Genomic DNA, 18,656 nt, shown 5'->3' on the forward strand with positions numbered 1-18,656 from the left:
CATGTCCAACCCGCAAGCGGGCCAAGGCGTATCGGTGAGCCGGGTGCTCGCGGTGATCCCCGCGCGCGGCGGCTCCAAGGGCGTGCCCGCGAAGAACCTGCTGCCCGTCGGCGGTGTGCCGCTGGTGGCGCGTGCGGTGCGTGAGTGCCGGTCGTCCCGGCGGGTGACCGACGTCGTGGTGTCCACCGACGACCAGGCCATCGCCGCGGCGGCGCGCGAGGCGGGCGCCGAGGTCGTGCTGCGGCCCGCGGCCATCGCCGGGGACACGGCGACCTCCGAGGCGGCGGTGCTGCACGCGATGGACGCGCACGAGGCCCTGCACGGCGCGCCGGTGGACGTGGTGCTGCTGGTGCAGTGCACCAGCCCCTTCATCGTCCGCGAGGACGTGGACGGGGTCGTCGGGGCGGTCGTCGACGACGGCGCCGACACCGCGCTGACCGTGGCCCCCTTCCACGGCTTCGTGTGGCGCGACACCGGCACCGACACCGACACCGCGGCCGGCGTCGCCACCGGCGGCGGCCACGGCGTCAACCACGACAAGTCCTTCCGGCCGCGCCGCCAGGACCGCCCCCAGGACTTCCTGGAGACCGGCGCCGTCTACGGCATGGACGCACCCGGCTTCCGCAAGCACCAGCACCGCTTCTTCGGCCGCACCGAGCTGGTGCGCACCGACCCCGCGCGTGTGCTGGAGATCGACGACCCGCACGACCTGGCCCGCGCCCGCGCGCTGGCCCCCCTCTTCGACGCCGCCCGCCCCGGCTCGCTGCCGGCCGCGGACGACATCGACGCGGTTGTACTGGACTTCGACGGCACCCAGACCGACGACCGGGTGCTGATCGACGCCGATGGGAAGGAGTTCGTCTCCGTGCACCGCGGAGACGGCCTCGGCATCGCCGCCCTGCGCAAGAGCGGCCTGGACATGCTGATCCTCTCCACGGAGCAGAACCCGGTCGTCGCCGCACGGGCCCGGAAGCTGAAGATCCCGGTCCTGCACGGCATCGACCGCAAGGACCTCGCACTGAAGCAGTGGTGCGAGGAGCAGGGCATCGCGCCCGAGCGCGTGCTCTACGTCGGCAACGACGTCAACGACCTCCCGTGCTTCGCCCTCGTGGGCTGGCCCGTGGCGGTCGCGAGCGCCCACGACGTGGTACGCGGCGCCGCCCGTGCGGTCACCACCGTCCCCGGTGGCGACGGCGCGATCCGAGAGATCGCCAGCTGGATCCTCGGCCCCTCTCTCGACTCTCTGACCAAGTAAGGACAGTTCCTGCCATGAGCACCAACTCCCGCCTGCGTAAGTTCGGTTCCTCGCGCCTCGCCGGACCGGGCCAGCCGGTCTACATCTGCGGCGAGATCGGCATCAACCACAACGGCGAGCTGGAGAACGCGTTCAAGCTCATCGACGTGGCCGCCGAGGCCGGCTGCGACGCCGTCAAGTTCCAGAAGCGCACCCCCGAGATCTGCACCCCGCGCGACCAGTGGGACATCGAGCGCGACACCCCCTGGGGCCGGATGACCTACATCGACTACCGCCACCGCGTGGAGTTCGGTGAGGACGAGTACCGCCAGATCGACGAGTACTGCAAGGAGAAGGGGATCGCCTGGTTCGCCTCCCCGTGGGACACCGAGGCCGTCGCCTTCCTGGAGAAGTTCGACGTCCCCGCCCACAAGGTCGCCTCCGCGTCCCTGACCGACGACGAGCTGCTGCGCGCCCTGCGCGCGACGGGCCGCACGGTCATCCTGTCCTCCGGCATGTCGACCCCGAAGCAGATCCGGCACGCGGTCGAGGTCCTCGGCAGCGACAACATCCTTCTGTGCCACGCCACGTCGACGTACCCGGCGAAGGCCGAGGAGCTCAACCTCCGCGTGATCAACACCCTCCAGGACGAGTACCCGAACGTCCCGATCGGCTACTCCGGCCACGAGACGGGCCTGCAGACCACGCTGGCCGCCGTCGCCCTCGGCGCCGCCTTCGTGGAGCGCCACATCACCCTGGACCGCGCGATGTGGGGCTCCGACCAGGCCGCCTCCGTCGAGCCGCAGGGCCTGACGCGCCTCGTCCGCGACATCCGCACCATCGAGGCCTCCCTCGGCGACGGCGTCAAGAAGGTCTACGACTCCGAGCTCGGCCCGATGAAGAAGCTGCGCCGGGTCGCGGGCGTCGTCGCCGAGGCGGAGATCGCCGCCGCGGCGGGCGAGCCGGTCTCGGTCTGACACATCCAGTGACGCCCTACGACGGGACGGTCGTACGCAGATGAGCCCCCGCGCCGGGTCACCCGGCCCCCACACTCTCGCGTTCGTCGAGAGCCCGGTACAACTGCTCAACGTGCTGGAGTGGGCGCACCTGAACGCCCCCGGGGCGCCGGAGGAACCCGGAGGGGGACTCACCCTCGTCGTGCTGTCCCCGACCGACCCCATGACCCGCGGCCAGCTGCGCCGGATGGCCGAGCTGGCCCGGGACGAGGGGTACCAGGTCCGCTGGGAGGAGGCGCGCGGCGGCCCCGGCGCCCCCTTCCGGACCATCGGCGGCCTGACGCCGCTGCTGCGGCGGGCGCGGCGGGTCGTGATGGGCGACCCGTTCTCCCGCTACGTACAGCTGCTGCTGACGATCACCAGCGCCCGTGACCTCGTCGTCGTCGACGACGGCACGGCCACGATGGAGTTCGTCGCGCAACTCGCCCGCGGCGAGCGCCTGGTGCGCTGGCACCGCAAGGGCGGACGCCCGGGCGCCCGCGATCTGGTCTTCGCCCCCGTCTCGTCCTCGGCCCGCCGCCGGCTGACACCGGGCGGCCGGCGGCGGGTGGAGGTCTTCTCCTCCATGCCGGTCGAGGACAGACCGGAGGGGGTGAGCGTGACGGCGAACGACTTCGCCTGGACCCGTGCCCGCTTCGGCCCGCCCCGCATCACCAGGGGCGCCGACATGGTGGGCACCTCGCTGGTGGAGACCGGCGTCGTCGACGGCGAGAGCTACCTGGAGGCCGTCCGCACCCTCGCGAAGACCCACGGCGCCACCCGCTACTTCGCCCACCGCCGCGAGAGCACGGACAAGCTGCACCGGCTGGCCGTGGAGACGGGCCTGGAGATCGTCCGTCCCGACCTGCCGCTGGAGCTGATCGCCCGCCGCGGTCCGGTGGGCCGCACCGTCCTCAGCTTCCCCTCCACGGTCGTCCACACCCTCCCGCTGGCCCTGGCGGGCACCGAGGTGCGGGTGGCCGTCTGCGACATCGACCCGGCCTGGCTGACGGAGAACGCCTCCCCCCGGGCCCAGGGCTTCCTGTCCGGAGTGACGGGCACGGCCCGGGACGTGACCCGGTTGTCGGCGGTCACGGCGGTGTGAGCGTACGGACGCCGGGGGCGGGCCCGGCGCGACAGGGCCGCCTCAGCCCTTCTTCTCGGCCAGCAGGTACGCCCGCGGCCGCGTCTCCGCGTCGCCCGGCTCGCGTACCGCGCGGGCGCGCGGCCGCAGGCCGGCCCTGAGCAGTTCCTCGGCCACGGCGTCCGGCGTGCGCCAGTAGTAGTCCAGGGAGATCTGCTGGTCGAAGCGTTCCGCCAGGTGCAGATGCCCGTTCTCGTCGCCGCTCTGGAAACCGAGGAGGACCTGGCCGCCGGGAACCAGGACGCGGTGGAACTCGGCGAAGACCGCCGGCAGGTGGTCGTCGGGGATATGGATGATCGAGTACAGCGCGAGCACCCCGCCCAGTGTCTCGTCCGGCAGGTCCAGCGACGTCATCGAGCCCACGTGGAACCGGAGCCCGGGGTGCGCCTGCCGGGCGAGGGCCACCATGGCGGGCGACACGTCGACCCCGAAGGCCGGGACGCCGAGCGCGTCGAGCCGCGCGGTGACGTACCCCGGCCCGCTGCCGACGTCCGCGACCGGCGCCGTACCGCGGGTGCGGACGAGTTCGGCGAAGGCGGTGACGAGGGCCAGGTCGAGCGGCTGGTCACCCAGATGGTCGGCGAACTGCTCGCTGTAGGGCTTGGCGATCGCGTCGTAGGAGACTCGTGTGGTGTACAGGAAATCCGGGCCGGCCGGTTTCTCGGAGCTCACGCGCCGCACCCTACTGGGGGACGCTCCGCGCCCGGGGGCCGTTCCGGCAGATGAACGAAACCGCGGGCGCGGTGCGGAGCGTGGTATGCGTAGAGAAAGCAGTGGTTTACCCATCTCGACCCGCAGCCATGCGTCCAACGGCCAGATTTTCTCCCCCTCAGGGGTTGAACTTTTGTTGATCGAGGGTCGGTCGGCCACGTCGGCGTCCTACCCTTCAGAGGGTGAAGCAACTGATGTCTCTTGAGTCCGAGGTCGACCTCCCGGGGGAAGCCGCGCTTCCCGGCACGCTGCCCGAGGGCCTGCGCGCCGAACTCGTCGCCTTCCGGCGCGACCTGCACATGCACCCCGAACTCGGCAACCAGGAGTTCCGCACCACCGCCGCGATCAAGGCGCGACTCGAGGCCGCGGGCCTCACGCCGCGCGTGCTCGGCACGGGCACGGGGCTCGTCTGCGACATCGGTGAGTGGGACGGCGTGCGGCCCATGCTCGGCCTGCGCGCCGACATCGACGCCCTGCCCATCCCGGACACGAAGACGGAGTGCGCCTACCGCTCCACCGTGCCCGACCGCGCCCACGCGTGCGGGCACGACGTGCACACCACCGTGGTGCTCGGGGCCGGCCTGGTCCTGGCCGACCTGCACCGCCGCGGGCTGCTGCCGCGGCCGGTGCGGCTCCTCTTCCAGCCCGCCGAGGAGGTGCTGCCCGGCGGCGCGGCCGACGCCATCGAGTGCGGCGTGCTCGACGGCGTGGGCCGGATGATCGCCGTGCACTGCGACCCCCGGGTGGACGCCGGCCGCATCGGCCTGCGCGAGGGCGCCATCACCTCCGCCTGCGACCGGCTCGAGATCGGCCTCGACGGGCCCGGCGGGCACACCGCCCGGCCGCACCTGACCACCGACCTGGTCACCGCCGCCGCCCGCGTCGTCGTCGACGTGCCCGCCCTGGTCGGCCGGCGCGTGGACACCCGCAGCGGCCTCGCCATCACCTGGGGCCGGATCGAGTCCGGGCACGCCCCGAACGTGATCCCGCAGCACGCCGAGCTCGCCGGGACCGTCCGCTGCCTCGACCTCGCCGCCTGGCGGCAGGCGCCGGACATGGTCGTCGCCGCCATCGACGAGGTCGCCAACCTGCACGGCGCCAAGTCGGAGATCAACTACGTCCGCGGCGTCCCGCCCGTCGTCAACGACCCCGACGTGACGGACCTGCTGCGTGAGGCCATGACCGCGCGGCGCGGCGCGCAGTCCGTCGAGGGCACCGAGCAGAGCCTGGGCGGGGAGGACTTCTCCTGGTACCTGGAGCACGTGCCCGGCGCGATGGCCCGGCTCGGTGTGCGCACCCCGGGCGAGCGCACGGTGCGCGACCTGCACCAGGGCGACTTCGACGCGGACGAGTCGGCGATCACCGTGGGTGTGGAGCTGTTCACGGCGGCGGCGCTGCTGGACGCGGACGCCCGCTGAGCGGAGGCCGCCGCGCCGCCGCCCGCCCGACGGACCCGGCCCCCCTCGGGGGCCTTCCGCCGTCCGGCGCAACATGGTTGTGAGCCATTCGTTCACCCATCGAAATCAACCGTGAACGACCGCCGGGTCCCAAGTTCAGACGGTGTTTGCCTCGAATCGATAACGGCTTCGCGAGAGGTGTTTTTCTGACATCTACGCGCGTTACGATGCCGCGAAGCCAACGCCGCCGGGGCGTTCCGGCTCGAGCACTGGCATGGTGCTCACATCAAGCGCCGACGAGGCGCTCAGGTCAGGTGAAGGAGCCTTCCCGTGCGCCGGGTAGCCAAGCTTTCCGCTGCGTGTATCGCCACCGCAGCTCTCGCACTGTCTGCCACTGCCTGTGGCAGCACCTCGTCCGACAGTGGCAGCTCCTCGTCCGCCTCCTCCGGCGGCGGCAAGGGCATCAAGATCGGTCTCGCCTTCGACGTCGGCGGTCGCGGAGACCGTTCCTTCAACGACTCCGCGGCCCGCGGCGCCGACAAGGCCAAGTCCCAGTTCGGCGGCTCGATCAAGGAGCTGACCGCCAAGACCTCCGACACCGAGGCCGACCGCGAGCAGCGCCTGACCGACCTGGCGGACGCCGGGTACAACCCGATCGTCGGCGTCGGCTTCTCCTACGCCACCTCGATGCAGAAGGTCGCCGCCAAGTACCCGAAGGTCAGCTTCGGCATCGTCGACTCGGTCGTGGACGCCAAGAACGTCGACAGCATCACCTTCACCGAGGAGCAGGGCTCGTACCTGGCCGGTGTCGCCGCGGCGCTGAAGACCAAGAAGAACCACGTCGGCTTCATCGGCGGCGTCGACACCCCGCTGATCAAGAAGTTCGAGGCGGGTTACGTCCAGGGCGTCAAGGACACCAGCTCCAAGGTCAAGGTCGACGTGCAGTACCTGACGCACGGCTCCGACCTCTCCGGCTTCTCCAGCCCCGACAAGGGCAAGGAGGCCGCGCAGGGCATGCTCGACAAGGGCGCCGACGTCATCTACACGGCGGCCGGCTCCTCCGGCAACGGCGCGATCGAGGCCGTGCACGGAGTCAAGGGCGCCTGGGCCATCGGCGTGGACTCCGACCAGTACAACATCCCGGGTCTGGCCGCGTACAAGAGCTCGATCCTGACCTCCATGGTCAAGAACGTGGACGTCGGTGTGTTCGACTTCATCAAGTCGGTGCACGACGGCAAGCCGCTGACCGGCAACCAGGTCTACTCGCTGGCCAAGGGCGGTGTCTCGCTGGCGACCAGCGGTGGCTTCATCAACGACATCCAGCCCAAGCTGGACGCCGCCAAGAAGAAGATCGTCGACGGCACCATCAAGGTCAAGACCACTCCGTGACCTGACGGTTCCCGCCGGACCACGGCTCGGCGAAGGGGCGCTCGACAACCCCTCGCCGAGCCATAACAATGTGTCAACTCTACGCGTGTAGCGCGGAGTTGCCGCGCTAGCGTCGCCGACGCCTGCCCTCCCCTACGCAGCCCCTTTCCCCCAGGAGAGTGCGCCATCAACGCGTCCAGCCCTCCCGCAGCCGTCGAACTGCGCGGCATCACCAAACGCTTCCCCGGCGTCGTCGCCAACCGGGACATCGACATCACCGTCGCCGCGGGCACCGTCCACGCCCTCTGCGGTGAGAACGGCGCCGGCAAGTCCACCCTGATGAAGATCCTCTACGGCATGCAGCAGCCGGACGAGGGCAGCATCACCGTCAACGGCGAGCGGGTCACCTTCCACAACCCCGCGGACGCCATCGCGCGCGGCATCGGCATGGTGCACCAGCACTTCATGCTCGCCGACAACCTCACCGTCCTGGAGAACGTCGTCCTCGGCGCGGAGAAGCTGTACGGCATCGGCGCCAAGGCCCGCGCCCGGATCCAGGAGCTCTCCGAGGCGTACGGGCTGAACGTCCGGCCCGACGTGCTGCTGGAGCAGCTCGGCGTGGCCGACCGCCAGCGCGTGGAGATCCTCAAGGTCCTCTACCGCGGCGCCAAGACCCTCATCCTCGACGAGCCCACCGCCGTCCTCGTGCCGCAGGAGGTCGACGCCCTCTTCGACAACCTGCGCGAGCTGAAGGCCGAGGGCCTCACCGTCATCTTCATCTCCCACAAGCTGGGCGAGGTGCTCTCCGTAGCCGACGAGATCACCGTCATCCGGCGGGGCACCACGGTCGGCACGGTCGACCCGCGCGGCACCACCGCCAAGCAGCTCGCCGAGCTGATGGTCGGCAGCGAGCTGCCCACGCCGGAGACCGAGGAGTCGACGGTCACGGACGTCGAGACGCTGAAGGTGTCGGGGCTGCGCCTGAGCCAGACGGACCTCGACGGCGTCGAGCGGATCATCCTCGACGACATCGACCTCACCATCCACCAGGGCGAGGTCCTCGGCATCGCCGGCGTGGAGGGCAACGGCCAGTCCGAGCTGGTCGAGGCGATCGTCGGCATCCGCGATCCCGACGCCGGCTCCATCACGCTCGACGGCGCCGACATCTCCCACGCGCCCACCCGCCGCCGCCGCGAGGCCGGCATCGGCTACATCCCCGAGGACCGCCAGCGCCACGGCCTGCTCCTGGAGGCCACGCTGTGGGAGAACCGCATACTCGGTCATGTCACCGAGCGCCCCAACTCGCGCGGCCAGCTGCTCGACATCAAGGGCGCCCGCGCCGACGCCGAGCGCATCGTCCAGGCCTACGACGTCCGTACACCGGGCATCGAGGTGACCGCGGGCTCCCTGTCCGGCGGCAACCAGCAGAAGCTGATCGTCGGCCGCGAGATGAGCCACGCGCCGAAGCTGCTCATCGCCGCCCACCCCACCCGCGGCGTGGACGTCGGCGCGCAGGCCGCGATCTGGGACCACATCCGCGAGGCCCGCCGCGAGGGCCTGGCCGTGCTGCTGATCTCCGCCGACCTGGACGAGCTCATCGGGCTCTCCGACACTCTGCGGGTGATGTACCGCGGCCGTCTGGTCGCCGACGCCGACCCCGCCACGATCACCCCCGAGGAGCTGGGCTCCGCCATGACGGGTGCGGCCTCCGGCCACCTGGAGCACGCAGAGAACGACGAGGACGGCGCCCGATGAAGAAGCTGACCCAACGCATCGACAGGGAGCGGCTGCTCCTCGGCGTCGCGGCGCCCCTGCTGGCGATCGTCGCCGCGATCGTCGTCACCACGCTGGTCATCCTCGCCACCGGCAAGAACCCGGGCGACGCCTTCAGCGACATGGTGACCTACGGCACCGCCAGCGACAGCCAGGTCTACATCCTGAACAAGGCGACGACGTACTACCTGGCGGGTGTCGCGGTGGCCATCGGCTTCCGGATGAACCTGTTCAACATCGGCGTCGACGGCCAGTACCGGATCGCCGCGTTCTTCGCCGCCGTCCTCGGCGGGGCGCTGACCCTGCCCGGCTGGATCTCCATCCCGCTGATCATCCTGACCGCCATGGCCACCGGCGCCCTGTGGGCCGCCATCGCGGGCGTGCTGAAGGTGACGCGAGGGGTCAGCGAGGTCATCTCGACCATCATGCTGAACTCGATCGCCACCGCGATCATCGCCTACCTGCTGCAGCCGGGGAAACTCGCCGAGCTGCAGAGCGGCGGCACGGTCGTCTCCACCAAGCCGCTGCCGAAGAGCTCCTACCTCTTCAGCTTCGACACCGGCCCCGCCGGTGAGCTGTGGGGCTTCATCGTGATCGCCGCGCTCGTCGGCGTCGCGTACTGGTTCGTGCTCGGCCGCACCCGCTTCGGCTTCGACCTGCGCACCGTCGGCCAGTCCGAGACCGCGGCCTCCGCGAGCGGTGTGTCCGTCAAGAAGATGGTCGCCACCAGCATGATCATCTCGGGCGCGGTGGCCGGCCTGATCGGCATGCCGACCCTGCTCAACGACAGCCACCAGTTCAGCAACGACTTCCCCTCCGGCATCGGCTTCACCGGCATCGCCATCGCGCTCCTCGGCCGCAACAACCCCGTGGGCATCGCCCTCGGCGCCCTGCTGTGGGGCTTCCTGGAGCGCACCACCAACCACCTGGAGTTCCAGGGCTACGACAAGGAGATCCTCGGCGTCATCCAGGGCGTCATCGTCCTGTGCGTCGTCATCGCCTACGAGGTCGTACGCCGCTACGGCCTCAAGCGCCAGCAGCAGCGGGTCGGCGCCGAGCTCGCCGCCCAGGCCGCCGCCCCGACCCAGAAGCAGGAGGTGGCGTGATGACTGCCACGATGACCGACACGCCGCCGCCCGCGGCGCCCAAGACGGACACCGGCCGCACCGGCCCGGGCCGGCGGTTCGGCCGGCCCCTCACCATCCTCGCGGCCGGCCTGGTCCTGGTGGCCGTCGTCCGCATCATCACCGGCGCCGAGCAGCTCACCTCCGGGGGGCAGGTCTCCGCGGCGCTGAGCCTCGCCGTGCCGATCGGCCTCGCCGGTCTCGCGGGTCTGTGGTCCGAGCGGTCCGGCGTGGTCAACATCGGTCTCGAGGGCATGATGATCCTCGGCACCTTCGGCGCCGGCTGGATCGGCTGGCAGTCCAGCCCCTGGCTCGGCCTGCTGTGCGGCATCGGCTTCGGCGTCCTCGGCGGCCTGGTGCACGCCGTCGCCACCGTCACCTTCGGCGTCGACCACATCGTCTCCGGCGTCGCGGTCAACCTGCTCGCACTCGGCGCCACCCAGTACCTCGCCAAGCTGTTCTTCTCCGACGGCACGGCGGCCGACAAGGGCGGCAACCCCAAGCAGTCGCCGCCGGTGGACTCGCTGCCCCGCTTCGACATCCCCGGTCTCTCGGACGCCCTGAGCTCCGTGGAGAAGCACCACTGGTTCGTCGTCTCCGACATCGCGGGCATCCTCGGCGGCCTGGTCACCGACCTGTCCGTGGTGACGGTCCTGGCCGCGCTGCTCTTCGCCGGCAGCTGGTGGGTGCTGTGGCGCACCTCCTTCGGGCTGCGCCTGCGCTCCTGCGGCGAGAACCCGGTCGCCGCGGAGTCCCTGGGCGTCAACGTCTACCGCTACAAGTACGTGGCCGTGGCCGTCTCCGGCGGACTCGCCGGCCTCGGCGGCGCCTTCCTCGCGCTGGTCACCTCGCATACCTACCTCGAGGGCCAGACGGGCGGACGCGGTTACATCGGCCTGGCGGCCATGATCTTCGGCAACTGGCGGCCCGGCGGGCTCGCCATGGGCGCGGGCCTGTTCGGCTACTCCGACGCGCTCCAGCTGCGCAACGGCGGCCAGACCGTGCACGCCCTGCTGCTCCTGCTGGTGGTGCTGCTGGCGGCCCTGGCCGGGTGGAAGCTGTACAGGAAGGCGCACTGGCAGGGCGGGATCAGCCTGATGACGGCCGCGCTGGTCCTGGTCTGGTACCTGTTCACCGACGAGGTCCCGAGCGACTTCGTGGGCGCCACCCCGTACGTCGTCACGCTGCTGGTGCTGTCGCTGTCCGCGCAGCGCCTGCGGATGCCCAGGGCGGACGGCATGCGCTACCGGAAGGGCCAGGGCAAGTGACCCCGCGGGCAGGCGTCGACTGGGAGGCTTTGCGCGCCGAGGCCCGGGAGGCCATGACGCACGCGTACGCCCCCTACTCGGGCTACCCCGTCGGCGTCGCGGCCCTGGTCGACGACGGCCGCACGGTCTCCGGCTGCAACGTGGAGAACGCCTCCTACGGCATCAGCCTGTGTGCCGAGTGCGGGCTGGTCTCCCAGCTGCAGCGCACCGGCGGCGGCCGTCTGACGCACTTCACCTGCGTGGACGGACACGGCGAGATCCTGGTCCCGTGCGGCCGCTGCCGTCAGCTGCTCCACGAGTTCGGGGGCCCCGACCTCCTGCTGGAGACCCCGGCGGGGATCCTCCCCCTCTCGGAGATGCTGCCCCAGGCCTTCGGCCCGGACCACCTCACCCAGTGACTCCCGCGCGGCCCCTCCGGCTTCGGCGGAGGGGCCGCGCACTTCCATGAACCCCGGAAGGAACGCAGGCCATGACGCTCCTGTTGGCGGACGCCATCTCCGTCATCCGCACCAAGCGGGACCGCGGCGAACTCAGCGACGAGCAGATCGACTGGGTCATCGACGCGTACACCCGCGGGGAGGTCGCCGACGAGCAGATGTCCGCGCTCGCGATGGCCATCCTGCTCAACGGCATGAACCGCCGTGAGATCGCGCGCTGGACGGCCGCGATGATCGCCTCCGGCGAGCGCATGGACTTCTCGTCCCTGTCCCGCCCGACGGCCGACAAGCACTCCACGGGCGGCGTCGGCGACAAGATCACGCTTCCGCTGGCGCCCCTGGTGGCGGCCTGCGGCGCGGCGGTGCCGCAGCTGTCGGGCCGGGGCCTCGGCCACACCGGCGGCACCCTGGACAAGCTGGAGTCGATCCCGGGCTGGCGGGCCCTGCTCTCCAACGCGGAGATGCTGGACGTGCTCGACACCACCGGAGCGGTGATCTGCGCGGCGGGCGACGGCCTGGCCCCCGCGGACAAGAAGCTGTACGCGCTGCGGGACGTCACCGGCACGGTCGAGGCGATCCCCCTGATCGCCTCCTCCATCATGTCCAAGAAGATCGCGGAGGGCACGGGCTCCCTGGTCCTGGACGTGAAGGTCGGCACCGGCGCCTTCATGAAGACCCTCGAGGACGCACGGGAGCTGGCCTCCACCATGGTCGGCCTGGGCACCGACCACGGCGTGCGGACGGTCGCCCTGCTGACGGACATGTCGACCCCGCTGGGCCTGACCGCGGGCAACGCCCTGGAGGTCCGCGAGTCGCTGGAGGTGCTGGCGGGCGGCGGTCCCTCGGACGTCGTGGAGCTGACCCTGGCCCTCGCCCGCGAGATGCTGGACGCGGCGGGCCTGCGGGACGCCGACCCGGCGAAGGCCCTGGCCGACGGCTCCGCGATGGACGTCTGGCGCCGCATGATCGCGGCCCAGGGCGGCGACCCGGACGCCGGACTGCCCGTCTCCCGCGAGCAGCACGTGATCAAGGCCCCCTCCTCGGGCGTCCTGACCCGCCTCGACGCCTACGACGTCGGCGTCGCGGCCTGGCGCCTGGGCGCGGGCCGCGCCCGCAAGGAGGACCCGGTCCAGGCGGCGGCGGGGGTCGAACTCCACGCCAAGCCCGGCGACACGGTGACCGAGGGCCGGCCCCTGCTGACCCTGCACACCGACACCCCCGAACGCTTCGAGTACGCCCTGCGGGCCCTGGAGGGCTGCTACGACATCGGGGCCGCGGGAACCGGGTGCACGGCCTCGCCCGTGGTGCTGGAGCGCATCGCCTGACGCGTGCGGCGCGGGGAGCGTGCGGAAGCATGCGGAGGGGGCCGGTCCCGCGCGGGACCGGCCCCCTCCGCACGCCGCGGGGTCAGCCGAGCAGGGCGGCGACCGCCACGAGCACCGGTACCGAGAGAACCGTCGACATCAGGATCGAGTCGCGCGCCAGGCCCTCCGCCACCCGGTAGCGGCTCGCGTACGTGTACAGGTTCTGCGCCGCCGGAAGCGCCGAGGTGACCACCACGTCGAGGAGCCGGGCGCCGTCCAGGGCGAAGACGCCGGCCGCCAGCGCCCAGGCCGCCAGCGGCTGGCCCACCCCCTTCAGGGCGACGGACAGGAACACGGGCCCCCGGTCGGCGCCCCGCCCGGGCATCGTGCTGCCGCACAGGGAGATGCCGAAGGCCAGCAGGACCGCCGGGACGGACATGTTGCCGATCAGGGTCACCGGGTCCAGGACCGGGTCCGGGACGCGCACGCCGGCCGCGGCGACCGCGACCCCGGCCAGGGACCCGACCGCGATGGGGTTGCGCAGGGGCGTCAGCAGACGGAGCCACAGCGGCCCCTTCTCGCCCCTGCCGGACAGGTCGAGCACGGTCAGCGCGACCGGCGTGACCGCGATGATCTGGAACAGCAGCACCGGCGCCACCAGGGAGGCGTCGCCCAGCACGTACACGGCGATCGGGATGCCGAGGTTGCCCGAGTTGACGTAGCTGGAGCACAGGGCGCCGATCGTGGTGCGGCCCACGCCCCAGCCCCGTACGGCTCCGACGGTGACGAAGACGCCGGCCGCGGCCGCCGTGCTCATCGCCGTCACCAGCAGACGGCTGGAGAAGATCACCGACAGGTCGGCCTTCGCCAGGGTCGTGAAGAGCAGCGCCGGGGACGCCACGTGGAAGGCCAGCTTGGTCAGCACCTCACGCCCGTGCTCGCCGAGATGACCCCGGCGGCCGATGACGTACCCGACCGCGATGACGACCGCGATGACCGCGAACCCCGTCAGCACTCCCTGCACGGCGCCTCCTCGGCGGGCGGGAGGAGGCCGTCGGGTATCCAGGGCGGTGCTGATCCGTGGGACATACAGCCAACCCTCCGGGGCAGGAGGGCGGCGGGTCAATGCGGTCCCGGCCGGCGGACACGGCAGCGCGGAGGGAGGGGCCGGGCCGAGCGGCCGTGCGCGGATCGACGGAGGTGCGCGGCCCCGATGAGTTCCGGGTGCCGGTCCGGTCTACAGACCGTGGATGCCGTGACACCCGCCGTACTCGTCCTGCCCGGCCCGGTCACCCGTGACGAGGTGACGGGGCTCTGCGACGACGTGCGCGTCCTGCTGGGGGCCACCGGCACCGGAGTCGTGGTGGTCGACGTCGCGGCCGTGGGGCCCCCGGGGCTCGGGGCCGTCGACCTGCTGGCCCGGCTGGAGCTGGCCGCCCGCCGGGCCGGGGGCCGGATCCGGCTGCGGGACCCCACCCCCTCCCTACGCGCCCTCCTGGACCTGGCCGGGCTCCGCTTCGAGATGGAGGGGCAGGCCGAACAGCGGGAACCACCGCTTGGTGTCCAGGAAGAAGTGGAACCCGGTGAGCCGGCCGTCTGAGATCTCCAGCACCTGCACCGCCCACGGGGCGTAGCCGCCCCGCTCCGGGTCCGGCTTGTACTGGGCGAAGCCCGGCAGGCCGTTGACCTGCACGGGTATCAGACGAGAGCCCTCGCAGGCCGAGCCCAGCGTCGTCATGAAGCCGGTGATGTCGTCGTGGCCCGTCAGCCACAGGTCGAACGGCGGCATCGTCATGACGGCGTCCTCGTGCAGCAGGGCCGTCAGCGCCGTCATGTCGTAGCCCTCGAAGGCCGCGACATAGCGGTCGAGGAGCTTTTGCTGGTCCGCGTCGAGCGGGTCGGAGACGGCCGCGCGCGCCGCCTTGTCGTCCCGCTCGGCGAGCGTCGCACGGGCTCGCTGGAGCGCGCTGTTGACCGACGCGACCGAGGTGTCGAGCAGCTCGGCGACCTCGCTCGCCCTCCAGGCCAGCACCTCGCGCAGGATCAGCACCGCGCGCTGCTTCGCCGGCAGCTGCTGGAGCGCGGCCATGAAGGCGAGGCGCACGGACTCCTTCGCCACGGCCGCCTCCGCCGGGTCGTCGGTCGTGGGCAGCACGCGGTTGTCCGGCATCGGCTCCAGCCAGGTGTTGTCCGGGCGCGGTGAGAGGGCGGCCTGGGCGAGGGGTGTCGACTCGCTGAGGTCCATCGGGCGGGCGCGCTTGTTGCCCGCGGTCAGCATGTCCAGGCAGACGTTCGTCGCGATGCGGTACAGCCAGGAGCGCAGACTGGAGCGGCCCTCGAACTTCTCGTAACTGCGCCAGGCGCGGACCATCGTGTCCTGCACCGCGTCCTCGGCCTCGAAGGAGGAGCCGAGCATGCGGTAGCAGTAGCCGGTCAGCTCGACCCGGTGTTTCTCCAGCCTGATGTCGAGGTCCGCTGCCGTCGTCGCCGTGCCGTCGCTCATCGTCCACCCACCCCTGTGGAGTTCCTGCCGCGCGCCTTTGCGCCCAGTACCTTGGAAGCTACCGCAGGGCACTGACAACGGCGTCCGGAGCGGAAGAAGGCGCAGGTCGGGGCGGGATCGGGGCCGGTGGCTAGGCCGTGAAGGGCTGCCGCGCGGCGACCCGTGCCGCGCGCGAGCCGAACAGCGTGATCGTCACGACCCCCAGTACGGCCAGCAGGCCGACCCCGACCGTTCCGGCCCAGCCCGCGGCGTGGAAGGCCACCGCGCCGACCGTGCTGCCGGCGCTGGAGCCGATGTAGTAGGCGGACTGGTAGAGCGCCGCCGCCTGCGCGCGTCCGTGGGCCGCCGTCCTGCTGACCGCCGACGACGCGACCGCGTGGCCCGCGAAGAACCCGGCGGTGATCAGCACCAGGCCCAGCAGGACCGGCAGGAGGGAGCCGAGGAGCGACAGCAGCAGGCCCGCCGCGGTCGTGCCGCCCGCGAGGTACAGGGCGCCGCGCCGGCCCAGCCGCCCGACCAGCCGGCCCGCCGCCGAGGCGGAGACCGTGCCCACCAGGTACACCAGGAAGACCGACCCGATGAAGCCCTGCGGCAGGGAGAAGGGCGCCTCGGTCAGGCGGTAGCCGATCACCGTGTAGACGCCGCCGAAGACCGTCATGAACAGCGCGCCGATCGCGAAAAGCCGGCGCAGCAGCGGGTCGCGGGCGTGGTCGCCCACCGTACGGGCCAGGATCCGCGGCCGCAGCGAGCCCGCCCGGAAGTGCCGCGGTGCGGGCAGCAGCAGCCGGAAGGCCACCGCGCAGACGACCGCGATCACGCCGATCACGGCCACCGCCACGCGCCAGCCCCACGCCTGCGCGACCCATCCGGTGATGACGCGGCCGCTCATCCCGCCGACGCTGTTGCCGGCCACGAACAGCCCGATCGCCGTGACCAGCGCCTTCGGCCGGACCTCCTCCGCCAGATAGGCGGTCGCGGAGGCCGGCAGCCCGGCGAGCGCCGCGCCCTGCACGGCCCGCAGCACGACCAGCGCGGTCAGCGAGGGCGCGAAGGGGACGAGGAGCCCCACCGTCACCGCGACGGCCAGCGAGCCGGTCATCACCGTACGGCGGCCGAACCGCTCGGACAGGGCGCTCATCGGCAGCACGAACACCGCCAGACCGCCGGTCGCGCCCGCCACCGTCCAGCTCGCCGCGCTCGCCGCCACCCCGAACTCGCCCGAGATCAGCGGCAGCAGGGCCTGCGTGGAGTAGAGCAGGGCGAAGGTCGCGACGCCCGCGAGGAAGAGGGCGAGGCTCATCCGGCGGTAGCCGGGGCCGCCCGGGGCCAGCCGGGAGTCGGTGTCGGGAACGGCGGGAGCGGCGCCCACGGCGGTGGACGCCCCGGTATCGGCGGGAGACATGCTTCGAAGCTACGGACGCCCCCGCTCATCCGTCCAATGCACGGAATCCCCATAATCGTTCCCATGGCGCATGAACACAGCTCACGGCCTCGCCTGTCACCGTCCAGTGACACAGAAGACATGGTGATGTTGCTGGCTCCGCGGCTCGCCCACTTCGCGGGCGTCGCCGGCACCGAGCACGTCACCCGGGCCGCGCGGGAGCTCCAGGTGCCGCAGTCGACCCTCTCGCGGGCCATGGTCCGCCTGGAACAGGACCTGGGCGTCGACCTGTTCGCCCGGCACGGCCGCACCGTCTCGCTCACTCCGGCCGGCCGCACCTTCCTCGCCTCGGTCGAGCGGGCGCTCGCGGAGATCGAGCGCGCCGCCGACGAGGTCCGCGCCGACGCCGACGCCACCACCGGCAAGGTCGCCTTCGGCTTCCTGCACACCATGGGGGCGGAGACGGTCCCGGGGCTGCTCCAGGCGTTCCGCGTCGACCATCCCCGCGTCCGCTTCAGCCTGGTCCAGAACTACGGGGAGGCGATGCTGGAGAAGCTGCGGGCGGGGGAGCTCGACCTCTGCCTGACCTCGCCGGTCCCGGACGCCCCCGGCCTCGTCGCCCGCCGGCTCGACGAGCAGAAGCTCCGCCTGGTCGTCCCGGCCGACCACCGGCTCGCCGCGCGCCGCCGCGTCCGCCTGGCGGAGGCGTCCGACGAGACGTTCGTGACCCTCGAACCCGGCTACGGCCTGCGCCGCATCACCGACGACCTGTGCCGTGCGGCCGGCTTCCGGCCCAGGGTGGCCTTCGAGGGAGAGGAGGCGGAGACGCTGCGGGGCCTGGTGGCCGCGGGCCTGGGCGTCGCCCTGCTGCCCCCGCCGACCGTGCCCCGCCCGGGAGTCGTGGAACTGGCCGTCACCGGTCAGCGCGCGGTCCGCGAGATCGGGGTCGCCTGGCTGGAGGGCCGCCCCGACACACCGCCCGTGGCCGCCTTCAAGAAGTTCCTGCTCTCCAGAAGGGGCAGTCTGCTGCCGGCCTGAGCGCTCCGCCGAGCGTGCGCCGGTACGCGGCCCGCGGTGTCCGGCCCGCGGTGTCCGGCCCGCGCGTCCGGCCCGCGGTGCGGTCGTGGCCGGTCGCGCAGCCCTCCTGCCCGCGAAGGTGCCGCCGAAGCGCGGCGCCCCCCGGCACGCCGCACCGCGGCAGGCCCCGCCGGGCCGTTCCGGGCCCCGGTCAGCGGCGCAACGACTTGCCGAACCCCACGGCGAGCGGCATCCGCAGACCCAAGGGGGGCGGAGCGGCGAACGCGTCCTCGAGCGGCCGGGAGAACCGCCTGCCGAACAGGGTGCCCATCACGAAGTTCTCGGCCAGCGCCTGCACTTCACCGCGGTACTGGTGCAATCCGTGCCCGTCGGAGTGCACTTCGAAGCGGCAGACGTCCCGGTTCGCCTTCTTCGCCCGCGCCGCCAGCCGGAAGGACAGCTCGGGGTCGCAGACGCCGTCGCTCGTGCCGTGCACGATCAGCACCCGCCGCCCCACGAGCTGCTTCACCGGTTCGGGCGAGGCGGCGACGTCCTCCTCCGGCAGCCAGGGGCCGATCGCCAGAACGGAGTTGACGGCCTCGTGCCCGCCCGCGCGCAGCGCCGCCCGGCCGCCCATGTCGATGCCGACGAGGCAGACGGGGACGTCGCCGTAGCGCCGTACGACCTCGTCGGCGGCCCAGGAGGCGTCGCGGGCGAGATGGGCCTCGCTGCCGTTCCAGCCGCGGTAGCGGTAGTGGACGACGTGCGTGGCGAGTCCCTCCTCGCGGCCCGCGCGGGCCAGCCGTCTGCCCAGTGCGCGTACGGACGCGGTCGCCAGTACGGGGGAGGGTCTGCGGGCCGACTCCTCGGCACCGCCGGGGAGCAGCAGGACCACTCCGCTCACCGCGGTCGGCTCCGGGCCGAGCGCCCGCCCCAGCCGGGCCCGGATCGGCATCGCTTGGTGCGCCATGACAGAACAGTGTCAGAAGGGTGGGTGTAC

The 18,656-nt window shown here is 72.2% G+C and carries 17 protein-coding genes; 12 read left to right on the forward strand and 5 right to left on the reverse strand.

Annotation, left to right across the window (positions count from 1 at the left end):
* The first annotated feature begins 1 nt into the window (after nucleotide 1).
* From ACJ9NR_RS24665 to ACJ9NR_RS24675, 3 genes are read left to right on the forward strand one after another with little or no spacing between them, the layout of a single operon-like run.
* On the forward strand, nucleotides 2-1,255 hold the full coding sequence (locus ACJ9NR_RS24665) for a cytidylyltransferase domain-containing protein (protein ID WP_412493100.1): 1,254 nt from the start codon (nucleotides 2-4) through the stop codon (nucleotides 1,253-1,255).
* 14 nt (nucleotides 1,256-1,269) lie between these two features.
* Nucleotides 1,270-2,211, forward strand: a complete 942-nt coding sequence (locus ACJ9NR_RS24670) for an N-acetylneuraminate synthase family protein (protein WP_412493101.1) — start codon at nucleotides 1,270-1,272, stop codon at nucleotides 2,209-2,211.
* 40 nt (nucleotides 2,212-2,251) lie between these two features.
* On the forward strand, nucleotides 2,252-3,334 hold the full coding sequence (locus tag ACJ9NR_RS24675; RefSeq protein WP_412493102.1) for a hypothetical protein: 1,083 nt from the start codon (nucleotides 2,252-2,254) through the stop codon (nucleotides 3,332-3,334).
* Nucleotides 3,335-3,376: 42 nt separating this feature from the next.
* On the opposite strand, the gene ACJ9NR_RS24680 is transcribed toward ACJ9NR_RS24675, so the two are convergent.
* Nucleotides 3,377-4,045, reverse strand: coding sequence for a class I SAM-dependent methyltransferase (locus ACJ9NR_RS24680; protein WP_412493103.1), 669 nt, complete (start codon nucleotides 4,043-4,045; stop codon nucleotides 3,377-3,379).
* 233 nt (nucleotides 4,046-4,278) lie between these two features.
* Here ACJ9NR_RS24680 and ACJ9NR_RS24685 point away from each other — a divergent pair, with 233 nt between their 5' ends.
* The 7 genes from ACJ9NR_RS24685 to ACJ9NR_RS24715 all read left to right on the forward strand — a co-directional run bounded on the left by ACJ9NR_RS24685 (nucleotide 4,279) and on the right by ACJ9NR_RS24715 (nucleotide 12,776).
* Nucleotides 4,279-5,502: an amidohydrolase gene (locus tag ACJ9NR_RS24685; RefSeq protein ID WP_412493104.1), complete on the forward strand. Its 1,224-nt coding sequence runs from the start codon at nucleotides 4,279-4,281 to the stop codon at nucleotides 5,500-5,502.
* A gap of 309 nt (nucleotides 5,503-5,811) precedes the next feature.
* On the forward strand, nucleotides 5,812-6,870 hold the full coding sequence (locus ACJ9NR_RS24690) for a BMP family lipoprotein (RefSeq protein WP_412493105.1): 1,059 nt from the start codon (nucleotides 5,812-5,814) through the stop codon (nucleotides 6,868-6,870).
* A 198-nt stretch (nucleotides 6,871-7,068) separates the two neighbouring features.
* Nucleotides 7,069-8,604: an ABC transporter ATP-binding protein gene (locus ACJ9NR_RS24695; protein ID WP_412493510.1), complete on the forward strand. Its 1,536-nt coding sequence runs from the start codon at nucleotides 7,069-7,071 to the stop codon at nucleotides 8,602-8,604.
* Nucleotides 8,601-9,728 carry an ABC transporter permease gene (locus ACJ9NR_RS24700; protein WP_412493106.1) on the forward strand — a complete coding sequence of 376 codons (1,128 nt, stop codon included), beginning with the start codon at nucleotides 8,601-8,603 and terminating at the stop codon, nucleotides 9,726-9,728. Before ACJ9NR_RS24695 ends, ACJ9NR_RS24700 begins: the two co-directional genes overlap by 4 nt.
* The gene (locus tag ACJ9NR_RS24705) at nucleotides 9,728-11,014 is read left to right on the forward strand and encodes an ABC transporter permease (protein ID WP_412493107.1); all 1,287 of its coding nucleotides are present in this window, start codon (nucleotides 9,728-9,730) and stop codon (nucleotides 11,012-11,014) included. Before ACJ9NR_RS24700 ends, ACJ9NR_RS24705 begins: the two co-directional genes overlap by 1 nt.
* Nucleotides 11,011-11,412: a cytidine deaminase gene (locus tag ACJ9NR_RS24710; protein WP_412493108.1), complete on the forward strand. Its 402-nt coding sequence runs from the start codon at nucleotides 11,011-11,013 to the stop codon at nucleotides 11,410-11,412. The genes ACJ9NR_RS24705 and ACJ9NR_RS24710 overlap by 4 nt, the downstream gene beginning before the upstream one ends.
* Before the next feature lie 71 nt (nucleotides 11,413-11,483).
* The gene (locus ACJ9NR_RS24715) at nucleotides 11,484-12,776 is read left to right on the forward strand and encodes a thymidine phosphorylase (RefSeq protein ID WP_412493109.1); all 1,293 of its coding nucleotides are present in this window, start codon (nucleotides 11,484-11,486) and stop codon (nucleotides 12,774-12,776) included.
* 82 nt (nucleotides 12,777-12,858) lie between these two features.
* On the opposite strand, the gene ACJ9NR_RS24720 is transcribed toward ACJ9NR_RS24715, so the two are convergent.
* A complete protein-coding gene (locus tag ACJ9NR_RS24720) occupies nucleotides 12,859-13,779 on the reverse strand; it encodes an AEC family transporter (protein WP_412493110.1) in 921 nt (306 codons plus the stop codon).
* 189 nt (nucleotides 13,780-13,968) lie between these two features.
* On the opposite strand from ACJ9NR_RS24720, the gene ACJ9NR_RS24725 reads away from it, so the two are divergent.
* The gene (locus tag ACJ9NR_RS24725; protein WP_412493111.1) at nucleotides 13,969-14,355 is read left to right on the forward strand and encodes an STAS domain-containing protein; all 387 of its coding nucleotides are present in this window, start codon (nucleotides 13,969-13,971) and stop codon (nucleotides 14,353-14,355) included.
* Here the strand turns inward: ACJ9NR_RS24725 and ACJ9NR_RS24730 are convergent.
* Both ACJ9NR_RS24730 and ACJ9NR_RS24735 read right to left on the reverse strand, forming a co-directional pair.
* Nucleotides 14,239-15,258, reverse strand: a complete 1,020-nt coding sequence (locus ACJ9NR_RS24730; protein ID WP_412493112.1) for a sigma-70 family RNA polymerase sigma factor — start codon at nucleotides 15,256-15,258, stop codon at nucleotides 14,239-14,241. The genes ACJ9NR_RS24725 and ACJ9NR_RS24730 overlap by 117 nt on opposite strands.
* Nucleotides 15,259-15,388: 130 nt before the next feature.
* A complete protein-coding gene (locus tag ACJ9NR_RS24735; protein ID WP_412493113.1) occupies nucleotides 15,389-16,660 on the reverse strand; it encodes an MFS transporter in 1,272 nt (423 codons plus the stop codon).
* A gap of 63 nt (nucleotides 16,661-16,723) precedes the next feature.
* Between ACJ9NR_RS24735 and ACJ9NR_RS24740 the strand changes: the two genes are divergently transcribed.
* The gene (locus ACJ9NR_RS24740; RefSeq protein WP_412493114.1) at nucleotides 16,724-17,677 is read left to right on the forward strand and encodes a LysR family transcriptional regulator; all 954 of its coding nucleotides are present in this window, start codon (nucleotides 16,724-16,726) and stop codon (nucleotides 17,675-17,677) included.
* Between the two features lie 190 nt (nucleotides 17,678-17,867).
* Here ACJ9NR_RS24740 and ACJ9NR_RS24745 read toward each other — a convergent pair whose 3' ends face one another.
* On the reverse strand, nucleotides 17,868-18,626 hold the full coding sequence (locus ACJ9NR_RS24745) for an alpha/beta hydrolase (RefSeq protein WP_412493115.1): 759 nt from the start codon (nucleotides 18,624-18,626) through the stop codon (nucleotides 17,868-17,870).
* Nucleotides 18,627-18,656 lie beyond the last annotated feature (30 nt).

Origin of the sequence: Streptomyces sediminimaris (genome assembly GCF_047049295.1) — a bacterium.
GTDB classification, from domain to species: Bacteria; Actinomycetota; Actinomycetes; order Streptomycetales; family Streptomycetaceae; genus Streptomyces; species Streptomyces sediminimaris.

Excerpts from the sequence above, each read along its gene's own strand:
- ACJ9NR_RS24745 (WP_412493115.1), bottom strand. The coding sequence starts at position 18,626 with ATGGCGCACCAAGCGATGCCGATCCGGGCCCGGCTGGGGCGGGCGCTC.
- ACJ9NR_RS24715 (WP_412493109.1), top strand. The coding sequence starts at position 11,484 with ATGACGCTCCTGTTGGCGGACGCCATCTCCGTCATCCGCACCAAGCGG.
- ACJ9NR_RS24675 (WP_412493102.1), top strand. The coding sequence starts at position 2,252 with ATGAGCCCCCGCGCCGGGTCACCCGGCCCCCACACTCTCGCGTTCGTC.
- ACJ9NR_RS24740 (WP_412493114.1), top strand. The coding sequence starts at position 16,724 with ATGGCGCATGAACACAGCTCACGGCCTCGCCTGTCACCGTCCAGTGAC.
- ACJ9NR_RS24670 (WP_412493101.1), top strand. The coding sequence starts at position 1,270 with ATGAGCACCAACTCCCGCCTGCGTAAGTTCGGTTCCTCGCGCCTCGCC.
- ACJ9NR_RS24705 (WP_412493107.1), top strand. The coding sequence starts at position 9,728 with ATGACTGCCACGATGACCGACACGCCGCCGCCCGCGGCGCCCAAGACG.
- ACJ9NR_RS24700 (WP_412493106.1), top strand. The coding sequence starts at position 8,601 with ATGAAGAAGCTGACCCAACGCATCGACAGGGAGCGGCTGCTCCTCGGC.
- ACJ9NR_RS24685 (WP_412493104.1), top strand. The coding sequence starts at position 4,279 with ATGTCTCTTGAGTCCGAGGTCGACCTCCCGGGGGAAGCCGCGCTTCCC.
- ACJ9NR_RS24730 (WP_412493112.1), bottom strand. The coding sequence starts at position 15,258 with ATGAGCGACGGCACGGCGACGACGGCAGCGGACCTCGACATCAGGCTG.
- ACJ9NR_RS24735 (WP_412493113.1), bottom strand. The coding sequence starts at position 16,660 with ATGTCTCCCGCCGATACCGGGGCGTCCACCGCCGTGGGCGCCGCTCCC.
- ACJ9NR_RS24725 (WP_412493111.1), top strand. The coding sequence starts at position 13,969 with ATGAGTTCCGGGTGCCGGTCCGGTCTACAGACCGTGGATGCCGTGACA.
- ACJ9NR_RS24665 (WP_412493100.1), top strand. The coding sequence starts at position 2 with ATGTCCAACCCGCAAGCGGGCCAAGGCGTATCGGTGAGCCGGGTGCTC.